Below are 22,400 nucleotides of genomic sequence, written 5' to 3'. Positions count from 1 at the left end.
ACTAAAATAACGAAACAAGAAGTTTTTCAAGCTCTGCCGTCATCTGCCTGTTGGTACAAGAGAAATTGTTGACAAAAAGACAAATGGCATACTGCTTGCCATCTTTGGTAAGATAACCTCCGTAACCGCGGACGCGGCTCATGCTCCCGCTTTTGAAGCGGGCGCGTCCTTGCAGGGAGGTGCCTTTCAGGAAATTCTTCACCGTCCCGTCTTCACCGACTTTCGGGAGTGAAGCGAAAAAGGCTTCCGATGCTCCCGACTGGGTTATCATGTAGCGATAAATATCACAGACAAAAGAAGTTGTCAACCGATCGGTGATAGCCAGCCCGCTTCCGTCGAACATCCAGAGGGAACGGGTGTCTAATCCCTTTTGCTTCCAATGCTCCTGAAGAACTTTCACACCCTTGCCGAAAGAGGAGATGACTTCGCCCCGCTCCGGCTTGTATCGTTCTCCCACGATTTTAAGGAGGGCATCCGCAAAGAGATTGTGGCTGACATGATTCGTAATGCGGGCTATTTCTGCCAATTCAGGAGAATAAGTCTTCGCTATCGTTTTCCTTTCCGTCGTTTTCCACTTCCCCGCTTCATTCAGAATACGGAAGGTAGCCGGCTCGCCAGACACTTTGATTCCCGATGAAGCTAATTTAGCGGTGATATATTGGGCAAGGAATAAAGCTGGATCCGGGATATCCCCCTCCAGGGAAAAGCGTTTCCGGTGAGCCGGAATTATACCGAAAAGTGAACGTTCACCCGAAAAAGGCGATCCGACGATATAACAACTGTCCGAAAAGACAGACGCCGCCTTCAGGTAATTCCGGAAAGACAAGCCCGGAATTTGGGGTGAACAATCCAGAATAACCGGACTCGTACCGGGCGCTCCCGTCAGGAAGTCTATTCGATAAAGATTATCGAAGACTGACAGCCCGTAACTTCCCTGCCCGTAATAACTCCCCAGATCTTCACGCATCCATTTCATGGAGACTCCCTCTGCATCGAAACACTGTTCATCGGCAATAACGGAGCCGTTAATCTGGCGGATCCCGGCTTTGTGAACCTCCGAAATCCAAAGACGAATCACGCTGTCTTTGTCTGATTTTAAATAAGAGGATCCCAACGTAGGATCGCCGCTGCCATGGATATAAATATTCCCGTTCAATATACCGTCAGTTAAGCTGCCGTCATATTCTACCCGCGTTTCATAACGATAACTCCCGCCCAGGATATCCAACGCTGTCGCTGTAGTAATCGTTTTCATTACGGATGCCGGAATCAATTCCCGGTTCGAATCATAATCATATAACACAGTCCCTGTCTGCACTTCCTTCGCCATGATGGAAAAAGAAGCGCCCTGCATGAAAGAAGGAGTCAAGAAACGTTTGATTGGAAAAGGAGTTTGTCCGTCTACGAAAAAGGCAGAAAGAAAGAGGAAAAAGACGATAAATATTCTAGGATACATTGAATTGATATTTACAATTATTCTATCTTTGTATAGATATGTGACAAAGATAAGAAATTTAACATGAGTCACCTCTTTGAAAAACCTTTTACTTTCGACCGGGTCGCCAGAATTTTATTCAGCTTGCTGATAGCCTCCGGCATTATCTACCTGATAGCAATATTAAGGAGTGCGCTTCTCCCGTTTCTTCTGGCTTGGGTCTTCGCTTATCTGATGCATCCGATCGTCAAGTTTTTCCAGTACCGGGTAGGATTCCGAAACCGGGTTCTCTCCATTATCGCCTTGTTGCTGTCGTTAGCGATCATTTGCACCTTGGTGGGCATGGTGGTCGTACCGCAGATGATCGACGAGACGACAAGGGCCATCCAACTTATCCAGAATTATAATATCACGAACGAACATATTCCCTTTATTCCTGATACTTGGTTGGAATTCATAAGGACCCATATCAATATGGATGAATACGCCGAGATGTTCAGCAAGGACCACTTATTGGATACGATTAAAATGTTTGCCCCGCGCCTGTGGACAATCCTGTCCGGCACCTTTTCCATCCTGTTCAGCCTGGGGATCGTTTTCCTCATCCTCCTCTATTTTATCTTTATCCTGTTGGATTATGAGAAAATAACGACTAACTGGATCAACCTGATTCCCCTCCGCTTCCGTCCGTTCCTGAAGGATATGACGAATGATGTAAGATACAGCATGCACCGATATTTCCGCGGGCAATCGCTCGTTGCCCTCATCGTCGGCATCCTGGTTTCCATTGGTTTCTGGATTGTCGACTTCCCGTTGGGAATCTCCCTCGGCATATTTATCGGGATCCTGAGCCTGATCCCTTACTTGAAAGTCATTAGCTTTGCCCCCATCATCCTGTTGAGCATGATCCGTGCGACGGAACCCGGAGGCAATTTCTGGCTGACCTTCGGTTCGGCCGTCATTGTCCTGGTTATTGTCCAATGCATCGAAGACCTATTCATCGTTCCGAATATCATGGGCCGGGCGATGGGACTTAACCCCGCCATTATCCTTCTTTCCCTTTCCATTTGGGGAACACTGCTCGGTTTCGTCGGATTGATTGTTGCCCTTCCGCTGACAACCCTCTGCCTCTCTTATTACCGCCGCTTTATCTTGGAAGAGATTGATGAACCTCAAGAAAAGGAACCATAAATATGCTAAAAGCAAATAGCTTCCTCCATCTAAGCGCTTATGGGTATTCACCTTACCCCAAAACCGCGCCTCATTCCATCGGGTCGCGGAGAATTCTTTTTTTAAGAAATCAAGCAGTTTTTCATAACGATTTGTTGTGTATATAAAAAATAGTACTACCTTTGCACCCACGTTACAAGAAGAACATACTTATTGATTCGCTAGCTCAGCAGGTAGAGCACATCCCTTTTAAGGATGGGGTCCTGGGTTCGAGCCCCAGGCGGATCACTTATTTTAACAGCAAATAGTACAAAGCTCTGATAATCAACATTTATCAGAGCTTTGCTTTGTTTTGCAAGAGTATTCGTATGCTTATGGTCAAAATATGTATTCTCGCCATCTTTTTCGGGTTCTCTTTCAGCTTATTCGGGCAAACAGTAGAGGTCGATTCTTTACTCAATGAATTGGATGCCCTGATTCTGGATGATCATATCTACATGGAAAAGAAATTTAAACGGATCGACTCGATCAAAGCACATATTGATCCGCCCAATATCCGGCTGACTGATAATAAAAAAGGGAGGAAGCTATATCATATTTATGCCAACCTCTTTGATGAATATAAGTCATTCCAGACAGACTCAGCGTTAGTTTATGCACAGAAGAAATTGGAACTGGCCGAAGCATTGGGAGATGACCCGTTGAAGAGCGATGCATCGATGAACGTAGCTGAGATCATGATTATAACGGGTATGTATAAAGAGGCTTCCGATCTGTTGGCTTTACCTTATATAGAACATGCCGGTTATTACTATCATCTTCAACATACGCTGAATGAAGCAATGGCTGATTTTACAATTCTCAAACCGGATAAAGAAAAGTATTTGAAAAAAGCGGATTTCTTTCGCGACTCCCTTTTGTTAATGACAACCGATTCTAATACTTATACGATGATTTTAGCAGATAAACTATCGTATAAAGGCAATTACCGCGAGGCATTGGAACTTATTATGGATATTTTCCCGACACATACGACGAATGACCGTTTTATGGGATATCTTGCTTATGCAATAGCTGACATCTATGAACGCATGGGCAACCGGGAAAAAGAGAAATATTTCCTGGCGCTATCGGCCATTTCCGATATAAAGTCATCCGTGAAAGAGAATATGTCACTGCGTATGCTTTCGATCCTTTTATATAAGGAGAAGGAGATCAAACGTTCATACAACTATCTCCGGTTTTCCTTAGAGGATGCTACTTTTTGTAATGCCAGGCAGCGTACCTTGCAGATATCAGAAGCGTTGCCTATTATCGAGAAGGCGAACCAGGATAAAATGCGAAAACAGCAGGAAGAGATCAAGATGGGGCTTTTTGCAATCAGCATATTATCGCTTCTGCTTCTTATCTTGTTGGTCTATATCCGGATACAAATGAATGCGCTCGCCCGTACTAAAAAGGAACTAAGCAGCACTAACCTGCAATTAAATAACCTTAACCTGGAATTGAAAAGGCTTAATGAGAACTTGAATCATTCTAATGCCCAATTGCAGGATGCGAATATACGTTTATCCCAAACGAATAAACATTTAAAAGAATCCGACCTTGTCAAAGAGTCCTATTTGGGTAAATTTATCAATCTTTGCTCTGTCTATATTGATAAATTGGATGCTTATAGAAAAGGGCTTAATCGGATTGCAATGACCGGAAAGATAGAAGAACTTTATAAAACACTGAAGTCTTCCCTTCTGGTAGAGGAAGAGTTAAAGGAATTTTATGCTGTTTTTGATGATACCTTTCTTCGTATCTTTCCGACTTTTATCGATGATTTCAATCAATTGTTTGAAGAGAAAGACCGCCAGGAGCCTAAGCCCGGAGAATTATTAACGACCGAACTCCGTATTTTCGCATTAATTCGCCTGGGAATTAATGACAGCAGCATAATCGCCAACTTTCTGAGATATTCGATTACTACAATCTATACCTACCGTTCCAAACTTCGTAACAAATCTGTTTACCGAGATGAGTTTGAAGAAAAAATTATGAAAATCGGAATCAAATAACTCTTCAATAGCAGCCATTTTTAACATAAACGATCTAGATTTATAATGGATTATTTTTTTACAATCCACTAATAAATAACCGCGTAGATCAATTAACAATTTAGTTTTTTATATCCGAGATTAGCCTGAAGGGCTTTTCTGAGATTACTTTGTGTTGTGTTAAGAAATAAATAATACATCTTAAATCATTAGTAATTTTTATGCCATGAAGAGAAGAATAATGTGTGTTACAAACTTGCATCGGATATTTATGATATTCGTATGCATATTCTTGAGCATTGCAGTGCAGGCTCAAAACAGGAAAAAAATCAGTGGAGTTGTTAACGACGAGAAAGGCGAAGCCGTAGTCGGAGCCAATATAAAAGTGAAAAATGCTCCCATCGGTACAATCACGGATGTAGACGGTAATTTTTCTTTAGAGATACCGGATAATTCAATCATCGAAGTTTCTTTTATAGGTTACCTGACACAGGAACTTTCGACGGTAGGGAATGATAACTTCAAGGTTGTCTTAAAGGAAGATGATAAACTGCTGAGTGAGGTCGTGGTTATCGGTTACGGAACAATGGACAAAAAAGAACTGACCTCCGCTATTTCTCATGTTTCCAGCAAAGATTTCTTGAAAGTAGGTTCTATCGATCCGGCGATGCAGATTCAAGGCAAAGTAGCCGGTGTTTCGATTACGAATACAGGAAGCGGCGATCCGAATAGCGGGGCAAGCATTCAGATACGTGGTGTTTCCTCCCGCTCGGCGGGCTTAGGCCCGTTGGTTGTTGTCGACGGTGTGCCTGGTGGAAACTTACATAATATTAATGAGAATGATATTGAATCGATTGATGTATTAAAAGATGGAGCTGCCGCTGCTATTTATGGTACCCGTGGTAGCAATGGCGTAATACTTGTCACTACAAAAAAAGGATCGACAGATGGCCAGGTTCGGACTTCCTATAATGGGTATGTTTCTTTTGATGCAATTACAAATGAGCTTAAAACGTTGAGCGCATCCGAATTCAGGGAATTAAGAGTGCCTACAGCGGGTAGTATGGATTATGGCGCCAGTACGGACTGGATGGATGAATTAACACGGACAGGGGTTGCACAAAACCATACGTTTACAATTTCCGGTGGAAACACACAAACAAACTATAGGGGAACCATCGATGCCCGTAAAGCTGATGGAGTGGATATTCGTTCGGATCGCGAAGAGTATGGAGCACGCCTTTCTCTTAATCATACGGTAAAAAGCGGATTGCTGAAATTCTCTTTCAATGTCGCTCCCCGGATTATTAATCGGAATAATTCCGATTGGGAAGTCTTTTCGGTGGCTTTATTGGCTAATCCTACCGCGCCGATTATGGATCCGGATGATGCTTCCGGTACACGTTATTTCAGCCTGAGAGGGCAGGAAGCCGGATGGAACCCGGTTGAAAAACTGAAAATTGAAAAAAGTAAGACAGAAACAAGGTTATTAGACTGGGATGCAACAGCTAAATTAAATATTCTTCCTCTATTTGCGAAGGAAGGTGTTTCTGACCATTCTCTAAATACGCAGGTGACAATTGCTCAACAAATCAATGATGATATGGATTATTGGTTCCGCCCTTCTACCAGTACGATCTCTGATGATACAGGATACCGCGGAGAGGCCAGCCAATCTTATAAGAAGAGCCGCCAGCAAAGTTTGGAATGGTTAGTGAACTATCGTTATACAAAAAGCGGACATAACGTCGGTTTCATGGGAGGATACTCCTATCAGGACTGGATGAACAACGGACTCAATGCGGAAAACAAGAACTTCTCTTCGGATGCACTTACATGGGATAATCTCGGCAATGGAGAGTATATGAAAGAGAAAGAAGGACGGAATGGTATGGGTAGTTACCGGAACAGTTCTAAATTAATTGCTTTCTTTGGACGTGCAACGTATGACTATGAGCAACGTTATTTATTGACAGCTTCCTTGCGTTACGAAGGTTCTTCTAAATTCGGCGTGAATAATAAATGGGGGTACTTCCCGGCGGTTTCTACAGGATGGAGAATCAGCGAAGAAAGCTTTCTGAAAGATGTTTCCTGGATCAATGACTTGAAAATCCGTGCCGATCTCGGGGTTACAGGTAACCAGGACTTCGGTTCTTACAATGCATTGGCAACCATGGGCCCCTTTAGTGATGTGTATTACTATGGCACATATTATACAGGTTGGGCACCTAATAAAAATACAAACCCCAACTTGAAATGGGAAAAAGCGATCAACTGGAACATTGGCGTTGACTTCAACTTATTCAGTAACCGTGTAAACGGAAGTTTGAACTACTATAACCGTAAGCAACAGGATTTACTCGGGAACTATAAAGTTCCGGTTCCTCCCTATTTATTTGACGAGATGTTCGTCAATGTCGGCACAATGAAGAATACGGGTCTCGAGATTGAACTGAGAGTCGATGCTGTCAAAACAAAAGATTTCAACTATAATGTCGGGTTTGTTGGGGCAACCAACCAGAATAAGTTCGTTTCCTTTTCCAATAATGAATTCGAAGGGCAACCATATCAAGATATGTGTTCAATGCCTTCTCCGGGAACCCCTGGCTACTTGCAAAGATTGCAGGAGGGTGAACGTATCGGAAACTTCTATACCTATGCATATGCTGGAGTCGATGAAAAGGGAAACTGGCTCATTTGGAATAAAGACAATACGGAAAAGATAGCGATCGGAAGTGCGACGAGTGATGATAAACGCATTACTGGTAATGGATTGCCTAAATTCACGGCTTCATTGAATAATACGTTTGTCTATAAAAATTGGGACTTAGGTTTATATTTCCGGGGCGCTTTTGGTTTCGATATTTTTGATGTACACGGTTTCTATTATGGTTTGCAATCAGCTGCCAGCAATGCTAACGTATTGAAAGATGCATATAGTAAGCACGGGAATATAACGACCGGCATGAATGTTTTAACCGATTACTTTATTTATAAAGGCGATTATATAAAGCTGGATGTTGCAACATTGGGATATACACTCGATTTAAATAGCAAATGGTTGGATAGTATACGTCTCTATGGAACGGTTAAGAACTTGTTTACGATAACCAACTTCCCGGGAGTAGATCCTGCGACTTATCAGGTGAACGGACTTACGCCCGGAACCTTCGGAGGGTCGAAGAACTATTATCCGTCTACTACACAATTCCTGATAGGGGTACAACTTGATTTTTAATCTATCTTAAATACAAACATCATGAAATCTAATAGAATCTATAAATATATTGCAGGTGCAGCACTAATAATAAGCATGCTATCTTGTACTAACCTCGATGAGAAAGTATACGACCAAGTCGTAACAGAGAACTATTATAACACAAAAGAAGATGTGATCCGGGCATACGTCCGCCCCTTCGAGCATGGCTTCTGGAGTATTTCGCCTATGTATGAATTACAAGAAGGAACTGCTGATCAACAAGCTACTTATAACCGTGAAGGCTGGTGGCTGGACGGACAAAAATACCAGCGTTTGCATTATCATACCTGGACCATTGACGACTCTTCCCCCCAGGCAGGATGGAATGGAAACTTCCAAGGCATTACGCAATGTAATTCCGTGATTGATGATTTCGAAAAACTTAACCCGGAAAAATTCGGAATGACTCAAGATGAATTCGATCAAATGGAATATGGGTTGAAGACAATGCGTGCATGGTTTTATATCCGTTTATTGGATTTGTTCCGTAATATTCCGTTAGCAGTTAGTACTGATCAATCATTAAATAGTAAAGGGCAGGTTACCCCTCAGGAAGCATTTGATTTTATTGAATCCGAACTTAAAGAGGCCTTGGAGTTATTACCGGTTAAAGAAGGCACGGGAGGAAATAAATTACAGCAAGGACAATGGACAAAAGCTGCAGCTGCTGCTTTGCTCGTTCGGTTGTATCTAAATGCTGAAAAATGGATTGGGAAAGCAATGTATTCCGAATGCGCAACTTATGCACAGAAGATCATTGATGGAGAATACGGAACTTATGCACTTGCAACTCGTTGGGATGAACCTTTCGATTGGAATAATGAGACCAGCGATGAAATTATATTTGCTTTCACTGCCGGCTACTCCAGAGCCCATTGGCATATGGGTTCCGATATGTACTGGTGGAGCCTGCCCGCAAATGCCCATTACTACTTTGGGTTTAAAGACTGGGGAGGAATGAACCCCAAATACGCTTTGCAACCTAGTCGCAATGTCGATGGGAATTTATATGATTTTTCCTTAGGAATGCCGGTTGCACGTTTCCAGGAATATCCGGAAGATTATCGTTTGAAAAAATATAAGAATCTTTCTGGTGAGAGCAAACGTGAAGGTATGTTTTTGTATGGTTATCTGGAATACGCAGACGATCCAACCAAGCGAGTGACTGCACCTAACGCATATGAATATTATATCCGTGACCAGGTAGGCATGTTCAAAGGAGCTTCTCCCGAGACAATCATTGCAGATAAAGAATCAAACATGAATCATGCTGATCATAACTCAGGATGGCATCCAGTGAAATACCCGATTTACCGGGATAATGATCCGGGAGCTATGGAAGCGGACTATGCCGAGATCCGGTTAGCAGAAATTTATTATTCTTTGGCTGAATCAAAATTCCGCACAGGTGATGTGACCGGAGCCGGAAAACTCTTAAATGACGTAAGAAAACGTAATTATCCGGCTGATAAATACAGCGAATATCTGTATCAACCGGATGGTAAAGTGATTCTGACAGCCGATGAGTTGCTGAATGAATGGGGCCGCGAATTTATTGTTGAAAGCCGCCGGCGAACAGATCTTTGCCGTTGGAATAAGTTCTCAACAGGTAGCTGGTGGGATAAACAACCCGATGCTGACAGTCATACGGATATTTTCCCTTTGAGCCGTACGGTTTTGAACTCGAATCCGGCATTAGTACAGAATCCCGGCTATGATTTTTAATAGGCAACATGAGACATTTTAAAATATTGATTTTGCTTTTATGGATACATTCTCCGGTTATAATGCTAGCCGGAGAATGCATTTCCTACGAAAAGCAAGGACATAATCAAGTGATATTCACCAGTAAGGATGGAGCCAAGCTGTCCTTAACGATCCAGAGTTCCTCTGTTATAAAAGTATGGTACGATCCTCTTGGCAAATTCCAACGTTCAAATGGATCTTTTGCTGTTGTTGATGAATCTCCGGATGATATAGGGGAAGTACAGGTTAATGAAGAGCCGGCTTGCTATGAGATATTTACCTCTAAGCTACGTATCCGGTTAAACAAAAGCCCGATGCAACTTCAGATATTTGACAAATGGCAAAAACTTATCTTCAGTGATTTCAAAGAAAAAGGGCATGTCTCCGATTCGACAGCAGTCAAAGCATATAAGATTCTACGGGCTGACGAACAGTTTTTCGGTTTAGGAGAAAAGACTGGTCCCCTAAATAGGCGCGGGCGTTCTTATAAAATGTGGAACAGCGACCGGCCGTGTTATAGTGTAACGGAAGACCCTCTGGCAAAAAGTATTCCTTTCTTTATGAGTAGTTACCGTTATGGTATATTCCTGGATAACACCTATAAAACCGAATTCAAGTTCGGAACTGAGTCTGATGAATATTATTCATTTGAAGCGCCCAATGGTGCTTTTGTTTATTATTTTATTTTCGGGAAAGATTATAAGGAGATCCAAAAGCAATACATCGCATTAACCGGTAAACCGATCATGCCTCCCAAATGGGCTTTTGGTTTTGCACAAAGCCGGGGACTTTATACGAAAGAGGCGCAGGCGCTCGAAATCGCTGCCGAATTCCGGCAGCGCCGCATTCCTTGTGATATAATTTACCAGGATATTGGCTGGACGCAGAATTTACAGGACTTTTCATGGAGAAAGGGCAATTACACGGATCCAAAAGGAATGCTTGAAAAACTGCACCGCCAAGGCTTTAAGATGCTGGTTTCGCAAGATCCCGTAGTTTCTCAACGTGCTAATCCGCAATGGAAAGAAGCGGATAAATTAGGTTATTTTGTCAAAGATATCCGTACCGGAAAGCCCTATGACATGCCATGGCCTTGGGGTGGTAACTGCGGGGTAGTAGACTTTACTCTCCCCGAAGCAGCTGACTGGTGGGGGCGTTATCAACAAAAAGCCCTGAATGACGGAGTCGATGGCTTTTGGACGGATATGGGAGAACCTGCCTGGAGTAATGAAGAAGATTTGGATCGCCTGAATATGAAACATCATATCGGGATGCATGATGAAATACATAATGTCTATGGATTAACTTGGGATAAGGTCGTAAAAGAGCAGTTCGATAAACGTAATCCGAATAAACGGATCTTTCAAATGACCCGTTCGGCATATGCCGGTTTGCAACGTTATACTTTTGGGTGGACAAATGATTGCGGAAATGGTAATGATGTATTGGAAGGATGGGCCCAAATGGAAAACCAGGTTGCCCTCGGCCTTTCAGGCGGATTGGGAGGAATTCCCTTTTGGACTACCGATATTTCAGGGTATTGCGGAGATATAACAGATTATCCGGCCATGGCGGAATTGTATACACGATGGATGCAGTTTGGCATTTTTTGTCCTTTAAGCCGTGCGCATCATGAGGGAGATAATGCTGTCGAGCCTTGGCTTTTTGGAGAAGTGGCGGAAAAGAATGCCAAAGCAGCAATTGAATTAAAATACCAATTGTTCCCTTATCTTTATACATACTCACGGATAGCACATGATACGGGATTACCGATCACGCGGGCTCTTTTTATGGAATATCCGAATGATTTAGCCTCCATAAGTATTGACAATCAATTTATTTATGGAAGCGAGCTCCTGGTTGCTCCTGTCCTGAAAAAGGGTGAACGTGTAAAAAAGGTTTATCTTCCGGATGGAGAATGGATTGATTTTAACGATAAAAAAACGGTTTACCTGGGTGGACAAACTGTTGCTTACCGTGCTCCGTTGGGAGTGATCCCTATCTTCGTGAAGAAAGGGGCGATTGTCCCCATGATGCCGGTCATGCAATATATACATGAACAGAAAGATTATCCTTTGCTAGTCCATATATTCCCGAACTATGAAGATGAAAATACTTCTTTCGAACTGTACGAAGACGAAGGAATCAATCTGGATTATTTGAAAGACATTGCTTCCCGGACAACCTTCCAATGTACAACTACCGCCAAAGGATATACAACCGCTATAGATCCAAAAGACAATGGCTTCATCCAATCTGACAAGCGAAATCTCGTTTTGATTTATCATTTAGAGGCAAGGCCGGCATCCGTCCATATTGGAAATGCTGTAATCGACTCGGTAGAAGAAGAGGTCATTACTCAAAAAATGAATACTAAACAGGAATCGATGGGGTGGTCATGGAATGAGAAAACACAAGAATGCTGGGTTCTTATTCCTGATAGACGCATTGAGCGCATAATACAAATAAGTAATTAATAAAGGAGTAGTCTTTTTATGAAAAAGGTTTTGTTTTTAATCTGTCTCAGTATGGTGGGAATCGTTAACTATGCTGTTTCGCAGGGACTGAAGTCTCCCAATGGTAATTTCTTGCTGGAATTTTCAGTAAATCAAACGGGTGAACCTATTTATACATTGAAGTATAAAGGGAAGGAAGTAATCAAACCCAGTAAAATGGGGCTGGAGCTGATAGGTGATGGTTCAAAGGTCGAATTTGGAACGGAGATCGAAGTTGAGAAAAACAATAAAGATCCCAAATCATCATTATATGACAAATTTCAAATAACCGGTCAGCAAACATCTACATTTGATGAGACATGGCAGCCGGTTTGGGGGGAAATGAAAAATATCAGGAATCATTACAATGAATTGGCGGTTACGTTGACACAGGCGTCAACCGATCGGAGCATGTTGATCCGCTTCAGATTATTTGATGACGGATTGGGATTTCGCTATGAATTTCCACAACAGAAAAATCTGATTTATTTTGTCATCAAAGAAGAGCGTACGCAATTTGCAATGACCGGCAATCATACCGCCTATTGGATTCCGGGGGATTATGACACACAGGAATATGACTATACAACGTCTCGCCTTTCTGAAATCCGCGGATTGATAAAAAACGCTATTACCGGGAATGCGTCCCAGACCTCTTTCTCGCCAACAGGCGTTCAGACCTCGTTGCAGTTGAAAACGGATGACGGCATTTATATAAACCTTCATGAAGCAGCTTTGTTGAATTATTCCTGTATGCACTTAAACTTAGATGATAAAAATTATATTTTTGAATCTTGGCTGACACCTGATGCAAACGGTACAAAAGGGCATTTGCAAACACCTTGCAGCACTCCCTGGCGTACGATTATTGTCAGCGATGATGCCCGCGATATTCTTGCCTCAAATATCACGTTGAATCTAAACGAACCGTCTAAAATCGATGATACATCATGGATTAAACCGGTGAAATATGTTGGAGTATGGTGGGAAATGATCACCGGCAAAAGCGACTGGTCTTATACATGGGATTTCCCGAGCGTCCAATTGGGGATATCTGATTATAGCAAAGCAAAACCACATGGACGTCATGGTGCAAATAATGAAAATGTAAAGAGATACATCGACTTTGCCGCTTTGCATGGCTTTGATGCTGTTCTGGTTGAAGGTTGGAACCAAGGATGGGAAGATTGGTTTGGCAACTCGAAAGATTATGTGTTTGACTTTGTCAGTCCTTATCCTGACTTTGATGTGAAAGAACTCAACCGGTATGCAAAGAGCAAAGGAGTCAAGCTGATAATGCATCATGAAACATCCAGTTCTGTCCGTAATTATGAACGGCATATGGATAAGGCTTACCGGTTTATGGTGGATAATGGATATAATGCAGTAAAAACAGGATATGTAGGTAATATTCTCCCGCGTGGTGAGCATCATTATAGTCAATGGATTAATAATCATTACCAATTTGCAATTGAAAAAGCAGCAGACTATAAAATCATGGTAAATGCGCATGAAGCAGTTCGTCCGACCGGAATTTGCCGTACTTGGCCTAACCTGATTGCCAACGAGTCTGCTCGCGGAACGGAATACCAAGCCTTTGGCGGAAGCAAGCCTAATCATGTGACTATCCTTCCTTTTACACGCTTAATCGGTGGTCCGATGGATTATACGCCCGGTATCTTCGAAATGGATATTGATAAGATCAACCCGAACAACCATTCACATGTGAATTCTACGCTGGCGAACCAACTAGCATTATATGTAACCATGGCAAGCCCATTACAAATGGCTGCTGACTTTCCGGAGCATTACAACCGCTTTCTTGACGCCTTCCAATTTATCAAGGATGTAGCCTTGGATTGGGATGACAGCAAATACTTGGAAGCTGAGCCGGGAGATTACATTACAGTCGCCCGGAAAGCGAAAGGTACTGACAAGTGGTTTGTCGGGAATACATGTGGTGAAAAGGGCTTTACCTCGAAAATTACATTCGATTTTCTGGATGCAGATAAACAATATATAGCAACAATCTATGCAGACGCTAAGGATGCAAATTATAAGACTAATCCACAGGCATATACAATCCGTAAAGTAATTGTGAATAAAAAATCGAAACTAACCCAATGGTCCGCTCCGGCCGGAGGATACGCGATCAGCATCATCCCGGTAACGGATAAGGCACAGGTTAAGGGATTGAAGAAGTTGTAATTCCTAAACTCGAAATAGCCGTTACTAACCCAAAGAGGCAACCTCAAATTAAGCTTGAGGTTGCCTCTGTTTTTAGTGGAGGCGCCACCTGCCGGTAGGCATAATTCCAAATAGACATTTTGGAGAAATAGAGAATAAAGTTTGCCATATTTATGATTATAACTTCAGTTGCATCCTATATTCACTTGGTTTCCTTTTTATTTTTTTCTCGAACTGCATAATAAAATACGGGACATTATTATAACCGGATTCGTAGGCAATTTGAGATATACCAAGATTGGAATAAGATAACAATTTGCAAGCGTGTTCTAATCGGATTTCAGCCAAGCATTGGAATATAGTTTTATCCGTGCGTTGCTTAAAGTAACGGCAAAGAGCGGAAGGATTTTGTTTCACATAGTCTGCCACTTCCTTCAATGTTATCTTTTCTTTGAAATGGTTGAAAAGGTAAGTATAAACTTTATTTATCGGCTCATTTACATCAGAAAGCAAGTTTGAGCTGTTGTAAGCGGTTTCGGAAAGGAGTTCAATTCTTTTACATTGAAATAGCCTATCCAATATTTGTAACAGGCCGATAAGTCGGGAAGTATATTCAAGATGATCCATTTCCTGAAACATCCGCTTCAGTTTTTTACATAAACCTTTTTCATAGAAACGTAGTCCATATTGACTTTTCTGTAATAGCAAATTAATCTGTTGATAATCGGGAATATTTTCTAAATGAATAGGGAAAATGGTCGGATGAAACTGTAAGGCTTCTCCCCCACTTGGTTCAGTCTTTGCTGAAGAATCTAATTTTGTGTTGCATAAATGTAAATGGGGAACATTACTGCCTATCAACGCAATATCTCCTTCCTCGAAATCAGCGACTCCTTCTCCCACGAATTGTCTTCCGCTGCCTCGGGTAAACAGCATGATTTCATATTCCGCATGTTTATGACGGGGAAGTACAAACTGCGGATACAGGATATGACTGCACAGAGTTGTCCTGTCATGTATGATTTTCCTTTCCAATATAATCATACTAGTCAATTACTATTATATTTGCAAATATACAAAAACATATCGCAAATAAAATAGAGCACTATTAGAAGCCTATTTCTTAACTTTGTAATATCAAATTTCTGATATTGAAAGCTATGAAAATAAAAGATAAATAGCCTCGGACATGGATGGAATTGGATTACAATTATTCTTTTAATAAATTAATGGGAAATTATTATGAAACAGACATGTTTAATTATTACCTTATTTTTTAGTTTTATTATATCAACAATCAATGCACAGGAGGGAAACAAGATGTATACATACAAGCAAATAGGTAACCAATACGTTATCAGCATTAATACACGTGAAGAAATAGTGAAAGCTCTGACCGCTTTTTGTGAAGAGAAGAAAATCAAGTCGGGAACCATCACGGGACTGGGTGCTATTAATGAAGTAACCCTGCGTTTTTTCAATCCGGCGACTAAAAAATATGTGGACAAGACTTTCCGTGAACAAATGGAGATATCCAATCTGACAGGGAATATCTCTACTATGGACGGAAAAGAATATCTCCATCTACATATCACGGTGGGAGGATCTAATTATTCCGCCCGTGCCGGACATTTACTTTCTGCCGTATTGAACGGCGCAGGAGAATTTGTCGTGGAAGATTTTGGAGAAAGGATAGAGCGCACTTATAATCCGTCTTTGGGATTGAATTGTTATGATTTCGACAAATAAGGAAAGCTTATGAATATAGATTGGGATGCACAGGAATATTCTCATGACTTTTCCTTTGTCCATCATTATGGCGAAGATGTACTGAAACTGCTGGACATTCATCCGGGAGATACGGTAATCGATTTGGGCTGTGGAAACGGAGCATTGACAATGCGACTATCGGAGATGGGAGCGCATGCCATCGGTATCGATGCCTCGTCGGAAATGCTTGAAATGGCAAATAGTCATTACCCTGAATTGGTATTCAGGCAAGCTGACGCTTTAAATTTTACGGTAGAGGAACCTGCCGAAGCGTTGTTCTCAAATGCCGTATTTCATTGGATTGACAAGGACAAGCAAGGGATGTTGATGACTCAAATAAATAGGGCACTGAAACTCCGGGGACAGCTTGTCTGTGAGTTTGGAGGAAAGGGATGTGCCGGTAAAGTACATGAGGCTTTACAGAAAAGTTTCAAGAAGAGAGGGATGGACTATACTATTCCTTTCTATTTTCCTTCCATAGGTGAATATACGGCATTGATGGAACAATTTGGTTTTAAGGTTGTATATGCTATATTATTTGATCGTCCTACTCGTTGCCAGAACAAAGAGAGTGGTTTAAGAAACTGGATCAGGATGTTTGATAAAGTCCCGTTTCAACAAGTGGATGCAGACATACAAGAAGCTATCATAGCCGAAACGGAACAAGAACTGCGGAATATCCTATTCCATGACGGAGACTGGTTTGTGGATTATGTCAGAATCAGAATAAAAGCAATAAAGGAGAAAAGCTTATCTCTTTTCGACTTTAGGCCTGTATAATTACCTTGTTGGAGGCAAGTCATTATACTAAACAAAAATAGTATGAAAAAAATAATAAGTATTTTTAGTTTGATATGGATTATTGTCCATAGTGCTTTTGCACAGCAATTGGAAATTGTCGCACGTATTGCACCGCCCGATCCGGATATGTCGGGCATTGCCATTACTCCCGACGGACGGATTTTCCTTGGATTTCCCCGCCATGCAGATAATCACAAAGGGTATGCTTTGGCGGAACTGAAAGACGGACATCTTATTCCGTTTCCAAGTAAGGAAATGACCTATCCGTCAAATCGCCCTTATAATGAATGGTTAGTCTCCCCACACGGTATGACAACAGATAGCAATGGAAATATATGGGTAATCGATGACGGCAAGCGTGCCGGAATAGACGGAATACCGGAAGGCGCAGCCAAAGTTGTTGGCTTCACTCCTAATGGCAAGGTCGTAGCATCAATTGTAATTAAGAGTCCTGTTTTACGTCAGGATATGCATTTGAATGATTTACGAATAGATCCGGAACATGGGGAAAAAGGTACAGCTTACATCACGAATTCTTCTTTCGGCACAACACCCTCCTTAATTATAATAGACATAGCTACCGGAAATTCCCGTGAAGTGCTTGCAAATCATTACTCCACCGCTATTCAAAACGGATATATTGCTTTTCTGGAAGGTGAAGCAAGAGCCTATCATCCGAATAATGTAACACTGCCATCAGGTGGCGCTAACGGCATTGCGCTTATTAAAGGAAGATTGTACTGGACACCTATTACCGGAAGGGGGTTATACAGTATCTTAACTGATTCATTATCAAACTTCACTATACCGGAATCTGAATTGGAAAAAGTAGTCCGTTATGAAGGCGACCGTCCCGCTTGTGACGGATTGGCGGAAGATGCTGATGGCAATATCTATTTTTCAGCTTATGAACAGATGGCATTGGTGAAGCGTTCTCCCGACGGAACATTCAAGACGCTTGTTCAAAGTTCTTTGCTGGGATGGCCGGATGGTATGTACTATACACAGGATGGCTATCTCTATGTAACTTTAGGTCAATGGAATCGTTTGCCCGGATTTAATAATGGAAAAGATTTGAGAAAACCTCCTTACAACGTAGTTAGAATACGGGTGGCCGCATTGAAATAATTCATGTTTATAGGGTCACTCCTGTTTTGAATATCGCTATTTCACGATAACCTTTTTTCTCGTTATTTACCGGTTCACCGCTTGCCACATTAAGGATGTAACGGATAAACCGCTCTTTTACGCTTTCAAGGCTTTCATTTTCGACAATCGTACCGGCGTTGAAATCGATCCATCCCGGCTTCCTATTGTAAAGAGGCGTATTGGTCGATACCTTTAGCGTAGGGACATACGTTCCGAATGGCGTACCGCGCCCGGTTGTGAATAATACGATATGGCAGCCGCTCGAAGCCAAGGCAGTCGCTGCGACCAAGTCGTTGCCGGGAGCGCTCAAAAGGTTCAATCCTTTTGTTTTAATCCGTTCGCCATACATCAGGACATCTTTTACCAATGATTTTCCGCACTTCTGCGTACAACCGAGCGACTTCTCTTCCAAGGTGGAGATGCCTCCCGCCTTGTTGCCAGGCGACGGATTTTCATAAATAGGTTGTTCGTTTTTAATGAAATAGTTCTTAAAATCGTTGATCAGAAAAACGGTTTTATCGAAGATGTCCTTATTGACACAACGGTTCATCAAAATGGTTTCGGCGCCGAACATTTCGGGAACTTCCGTTAAGACGGTACTTCCCCCCTGCGCCACCAGAAAATCGGAAAAAACGCCAAGCAACGGATTAGCCGTGATACCGGAGAAACCGTCGGAGCCTCCGCATTTCAATCCGACCTTCAACTCCGAAACTGGAATATCTTCACGAATATCTTTCGATACAACATCATAAATCTCCCGGAGCAATTGCATGCCTTCCTCGTATTCGTCACCGACCTTCTGGGTTTCCAGGAACTTGATGCGCGATTCGTCAAAATCGCCTAACATCCGGCGGAATGCGCTTACCTGATTGTTCTCACAACCCAGTCCGACTACCAATACGCCTCCCGAATTAGGATGAAGCGCCATGTCGCGCAGGATCTTGCGCGTATTCTCATGATCATCGCCCAATTGCGAGCATCCGTAATTGTGCGGGTAGGCTACGATTGCATCTACATTCCTCAGTTGGGTTTCCGCGCGAAGCATTTCCGCCAGCCGGTTAATCGTTCCGTTCACACAACCGACAGTAGGGATAATCCAAATCTCATTGCGGACGCCGACTTCTCCGTTCGCCCGCCGATACCCCTTGAACGTCAGATGCCGGTCGGGAATATCCAGTTGCACGTCTATGGGTTTATACTCGTAGTTGAGTACGCCATCCAGATTGGTCTTTATCGTTTTCTCGTTCACCCAATCCCCTTGCCTGATTTCTTCCCGTGCATGTCCGATGGAATAGCCGTATTTTACGATATTCCCTCCGGTCGCAATATCAGTCAGTGCAAATTTATGCCCGGCCGGGATATCCGCCTTCAATATAATATCTGCATTACCTACCGTTATATTATCGCCCTGCTTCAAATCGGCTATCGTTACGGCCACATTATCCGCCGGATTTATTTTCACGTATTTCATCCGAGTGTTTTATAAGATTGTTTTTACGGTTTCCAACATCCCCTTTTCCCGGATCAACTGTAAATAAGTAGCCAGCTTCCCGGTTAATCCAGGAATGTCATTCAGGTCTTCATCCCAAATGAATTTAGCACCCAGCACGCCTTGGGCTATATTTTCAGGGTCATTCGATTTCCATAAGTCCGACAGAAGGTCCAAAATCGCTTCGTCATCATTCGGTTTGATTTCCTCATCTTCTCGTTTTCCACCTTTATAATAGGTGATGATTCCGGCCAGTCCCAAGATCAGGCCGTCGGGAAGAATGCCTTTCCTTTCCAGATAGATTTTCAGGCCAGGCAGATCCCGTGTCTTGAATTTCGGGAACGAATTCAGCATAATACTGGTAACAAAATGTTTGACGAATGGATTACGGAAACGATCGAGCACATCGCCGGCAAACTGCTCCAATTCCGGTTTGGGCAAATCGAGTGTCTCCATCAACTCGTCGAACATTACCTTATGCACAAACTTGCCGATCACTTCATCTTCCACACACTCGCGGACAGTATTCAGGCCGGACAGGTAGCCGACGGGAGACAATACGGTATGAGGGCCGTTCAACAGGGTCACCTTCCGGTCGTGATAAGGTTTCTCGCTATTGACAAACAGGACATTCAGGCCGGCCTTTGATGCGGGAAACTCTTTTGCGACCGACTCCGGAGCCTCGATTACCCACAGATGGAAGATTTCAGCTTTTACGACCAATTTGTCTTCTACCTGAATCCGGTCGAGAATTTCATGGATCGTATCTTTCGGATAGCCCGGCACAATCCGGTCGACCAGCGTACAATAAACGCCACAGGCTTCGTCAAACCATTTTTTGAATGCTTCGCTGAGATTCCATCGTTCGATGTATTGATGAATACATTTCTTCAGTTCGGTTCCGTTATGGAAGATCAATTCGCATGGAAAAATAAGTAAGCCTTTATCCTTAGCCCCGCCAAACGTTTTGAAACGGTGATAGAGCAACTGGGTCAGTTTCCCCGGATAGGATTTGGCAGGCTGGTCTTCCAACTTACAGGAAGGATCGAAAGCAATGCCGGCTTCGGTCGTATTCGAGATGACGAAACGTATTTCAGGGTTCTCAGCCAATCCCAAATAGTCACCAAATTGGGTATATGGATTCAGTCCCCGCGTAATGACATCGATCCGCTCGATACTGTCGACGGTCTTACCTTTATCTATTCCCTGCAGGTTCAGATGGTATAAGCCGTCCTGCTCATTCAATAAATCCACCATCCCGCCCGGTAGGGGTTGAACGATTACGACTCCCGCATCGAAGCCTGTTTTCTCATTCATATTATAGACAATCCAGTCGACGAAAGCGCGCAAGAAATTGCCTTCGCCAAATTGAATAATACGTTCCGGATATAACTTTGCCGTCTTTACTGTTTTTCTATTCAGTTTTTCCATATTATGAGTGATTCATTTATTATTCTGATACATTCTTATCTATTTACAAAAATACCATTCCCTCCGAAGAGAAACTAAGATACATAACGTATTTATCATTTTCTGAGAAGAAGAACGGTAGAAAATCAAATATAAGCATGATTTCATAGATTTGCAAAAATCATAAGAATAAGCAAGAAGTTTAATTTTATATGATTATCCGCATCGTGTCCTATGTGAAAAATCGAGTATACTGAATGGATGTATTGAGTGCACTGATTTTTTTCAGGGATTTAAATACCTTTGCCAGGACATTATGCGGATAATCATTTAATTTTATTTGTATATCCTTCCCTACATAGCAAAATGCATTAAATAGCCGTTTTTTTAAAATCAAAAAGGTTGAAAGTATTAATTCAGACAGGAATATAAAAAATAAACTTTATATTTGTGCACGTAAACCTATTGGTTACAAATGAAGACGCTATTACATACCGAGAAAGAACGGATTGAGAAGACAATCGAAAAATGTGAAATCTGTTTTGTGGGAATGATTGACACAGACCAAATCCCCTATGTGGTTCCGATGAATTTCGGTTATAGTGACGGTGTCGTTTATCTTCATTCAGCACCGGAAGGGCGTAGCCTTTCCATACTGAAGCAAAACCCGAACGTATGCGTGACATTCAGCACGCCTCATCACCTTGTTTACCAACATCCCAAAGTGGCTTGCAGCTACCGGAGCCGTTCGGAAAGCGTCATCGCTTGGGGAAAGGTGCGTTTCGAAGAAGATACCGACCGGAAGACGGACGCTTTGGATATCATCATGCAAAAATACACCGCCCGGAAGTTTACCTATTCCGAGCCGGCAATAGAAAATGTAAAAATCTGGAAAATCGAATTGGAAAAAGCGACCTGCAAAGAATTTGGGGTTCCGCATTATCAACAATCATCAGCTATGTAATAATTAAAAAGAATCTATGAAAAGATTGGTATTCTTATTATTTGCCCTATGCCTTTTTGTTTCCTGTGAGGGGCCGATGGGACCGGAAGGACCGGCCGGCGCGGGATCGAACTGGAAAGTAATCAATGTCATCGTAAAGGAAAATGCATGGGAACCTTATGCTGATAATGGAACAGGTTTAAATGCTTTTTATACGGCGGCAGTCGACGTACCCGAACTGACATCCTTTATCTATAAGAACGGAAATGTACAGGCCTATATGTATTATATCGATCCGATTACAGGTGACGAGGTACAGACTCCGTTGTTTTACGGGATTCCTATTCAAAGCAATCCGAATGATACATGGACCGAGTTTTATTCATTTGACTTTATGGTCGGTTCGGTCGCCTTTTATCTCCGGTATAACGATTTGGCCGCCATCCCACCGGCAGCGCGTGAATTCAGAATTGTGTTAACTTGGTAATTATAATATAAACAACT

15 protein-coding genes and 1 tRNA gene are annotated in these 22,400 nt (G+C 42.3%); 12 read left to right on the top strand and 4 right to left on the bottom strand.

What is annotated here, in order from left to right; all coding sequences use genetic code 11:
• Position 1: 1 nt before the first annotated feature.
• Complete coding sequence (dacB, locus tag BQ8014_RS02905; RefSeq protein WP_080903052.1) at positions 2 to 1,456, bottom strand: D-alanyl-D-alanine carboxypeptidase/D-alanyl-D-alanine endopeptidase; 1,455 nt, start codon at positions 1,454 to 1,456, stop codon at positions 2 to 4.
• Positions 1,457 to 1,519: 63 nt separating this feature from the next.
• On the opposite strand from dacB, the gene BQ8014_RS02900 reads away from it, so the two are divergent.
• The 7 genes from BQ8014_RS02900 (at position 1,520) to BQ8014_RS02870 (ending at position 14,355) form a co-directional block, all read left to right on the top strand.
• The gene (locus tag BQ8014_RS02900; protein ID WP_080903051.1) at positions 1,520 to 2,626 is read left to right on the top strand and encodes an AI-2E family transporter; all 1,107 of its coding nucleotides are present in this window, start codon (positions 1,520 to 1,522) and stop codon (positions 2,624 to 2,626) included.
• A 194-nt stretch (positions 2,627 to 2,820) separates the two neighbouring features.
• Positions 2,821 to 2,893, top strand: a tRNA-Lys gene (locus BQ8014_RS02895).
• A gap of 86 nt (positions 2,894 to 2,979) precedes the next feature.
• Complete coding sequence (locus BQ8014_RS02890) at positions 2,980 to 4,668, top strand: DUF6377 domain-containing protein (protein WP_139785059.1); 1,689 nt, start codon at positions 2,980 to 2,982, stop codon at positions 4,666 to 4,668.
• Between the two features lie 205 nt (positions 4,669 to 4,873).
• Entirely contained in the window at positions 4,874 to 7,885 is a 3,012-nt protein-coding gene (locus tag BQ8014_RS02885) for a SusC/RagA family TonB-linked outer membrane protein (protein ID WP_087880479.1), read from the top strand.
• A 21-nt stretch (positions 7,886 to 7,906) separates the two neighbouring features.
• Positions 7,907 to 9,631, top strand: a complete 1,725-nt coding sequence (locus BQ8014_RS02880; RefSeq protein ID WP_080903048.1) for a RagB/SusD family nutrient uptake outer membrane protein — start codon at positions 7,907 to 7,909, stop codon at positions 9,629 to 9,631.
• Positions 9,632 to 9,639: 8 nt separating this feature from the next.
• Positions 9,640 to 12,129, top strand: a complete 2,490-nt coding sequence (locus BQ8014_RS02875) for a glycoside hydrolase family 31 protein (RefSeq protein ID WP_080903047.1) — start codon at positions 9,640 to 9,642, stop codon at positions 12,127 to 12,129.
• An 18-nt stretch (positions 12,130 to 12,147) separates the two neighbouring features.
• Positions 12,148 to 14,355 (top strand): glycoside hydrolase family 97 protein, encoded by a 2,208-nt coding sequence (locus tag BQ8014_RS02870; RefSeq protein ID WP_080903046.1) that lies wholly within the window; start codon positions 12,148 to 12,150, stop codon positions 14,353 to 14,355.
• Positions 14,356 to 14,511: 156 nt separating this feature from the next.
• On the opposite strand, the gene BQ8014_RS02865 is transcribed toward BQ8014_RS02870, so the two are convergent.
• A complete protein-coding gene (locus BQ8014_RS02865) occupies positions 14,512 to 15,378 on the bottom strand; it encodes an AraC family transcriptional regulator (RefSeq protein ID WP_080903045.1) in 867 nt (288 codons plus the stop codon).
• A gap of 198 nt (positions 15,379 to 15,576) precedes the next feature.
• Here BQ8014_RS02865 and BQ8014_RS02860 point away from each other — a divergent pair, with 198 nt between their 5' ends.
• From BQ8014_RS02860 to BQ8014_RS02850, 3 genes are read left to right on the top strand one after another with little or no spacing between them, the layout of a single operon-like run.
• On the top strand, positions 15,577 to 16,083 hold the full coding sequence (locus BQ8014_RS02860) for a PPC domain-containing DNA-binding protein (protein WP_080903044.1): 507 nt from the start codon (positions 15,577 to 15,579) through the stop codon (positions 16,081 to 16,083).
• Between the two features lie 9 nt (positions 16,084 to 16,092).
• A complete protein-coding gene (locus tag BQ8014_RS02855; RefSeq protein WP_080903043.1) occupies positions 16,093 to 16,884 on the top strand; it encodes a class I SAM-dependent methyltransferase in 792 nt (263 codons plus the stop codon).
• Positions 16,885 to 16,926: 42 nt separating this feature from the next.
• On the top strand, positions 16,927 to 18,033 hold the full coding sequence (locus BQ8014_RS02850; RefSeq protein ID WP_080903042.1) for an L-dopachrome tautomerase-related protein: 1,107 nt from the start codon (positions 16,927 to 16,929) through the stop codon (positions 18,031 to 18,033).
• A 7-nt stretch (positions 18,034 to 18,040) separates the two neighbouring features.
• On the opposite strand, the gene BQ8014_RS02845 is transcribed toward BQ8014_RS02850, so the two are convergent.
• Complete coding sequence (locus tag BQ8014_RS02845) at positions 18,041 to 19,525, bottom strand: UxaA family hydrolase (protein WP_080903041.1); 1,485 nt, start codon at positions 19,523 to 19,525, stop codon at positions 18,041 to 18,043.
• Positions 19,526 to 19,534: 9 nt separating this feature from the next.
• Entirely contained in the window at positions 19,535 to 20,974 is a 1,440-nt protein-coding gene (locus BQ8014_RS02840; RefSeq protein WP_080903040.1) for a tagaturonate reductase, read from the bottom strand.
• A 454-nt stretch (positions 20,975 to 21,428) separates the two neighbouring features.
• Between BQ8014_RS02840 and BQ8014_RS02835 the strand changes: the two genes are divergently transcribed.
• Together BQ8014_RS02835 and BQ8014_RS02830 are read left to right on the top strand one after the other, a co-directional pair.
• Positions 21,429 to 21,917 (top strand): pyridoxamine 5'-phosphate oxidase family protein, encoded by a 489-nt coding sequence (locus tag BQ8014_RS02835; protein WP_080903039.1) that lies wholly within the window; start codon positions 21,429 to 21,431, stop codon positions 21,915 to 21,917.
• A 16-nt stretch (positions 21,918 to 21,933) separates the two neighbouring features.
• Positions 21,934 to 22,383: a hypothetical protein gene (locus tag BQ8014_RS02830; protein WP_139785058.1), complete on the top strand. Its 450-nt coding sequence runs from the start codon at positions 21,934 to 21,936 to the stop codon at positions 22,381 to 22,383.
• The last annotated feature ends 17 nt before the right edge of the window (positions 22,384 to 22,400 follow it).

It is taken from the genome of Parabacteroides sp. Marseille-P3160 (assembly GCF_900162725.1).
Lineage (GTDB): Bacteria > Bacteroidota > Bacteroidia > Bacteroidales > Tannerellaceae > Marseille-P3160.
The sequence above is the reverse complement of the archived record's forward strand: the minus strand, read 5'-3'. Positions and strand labels throughout refer to the sequence as shown.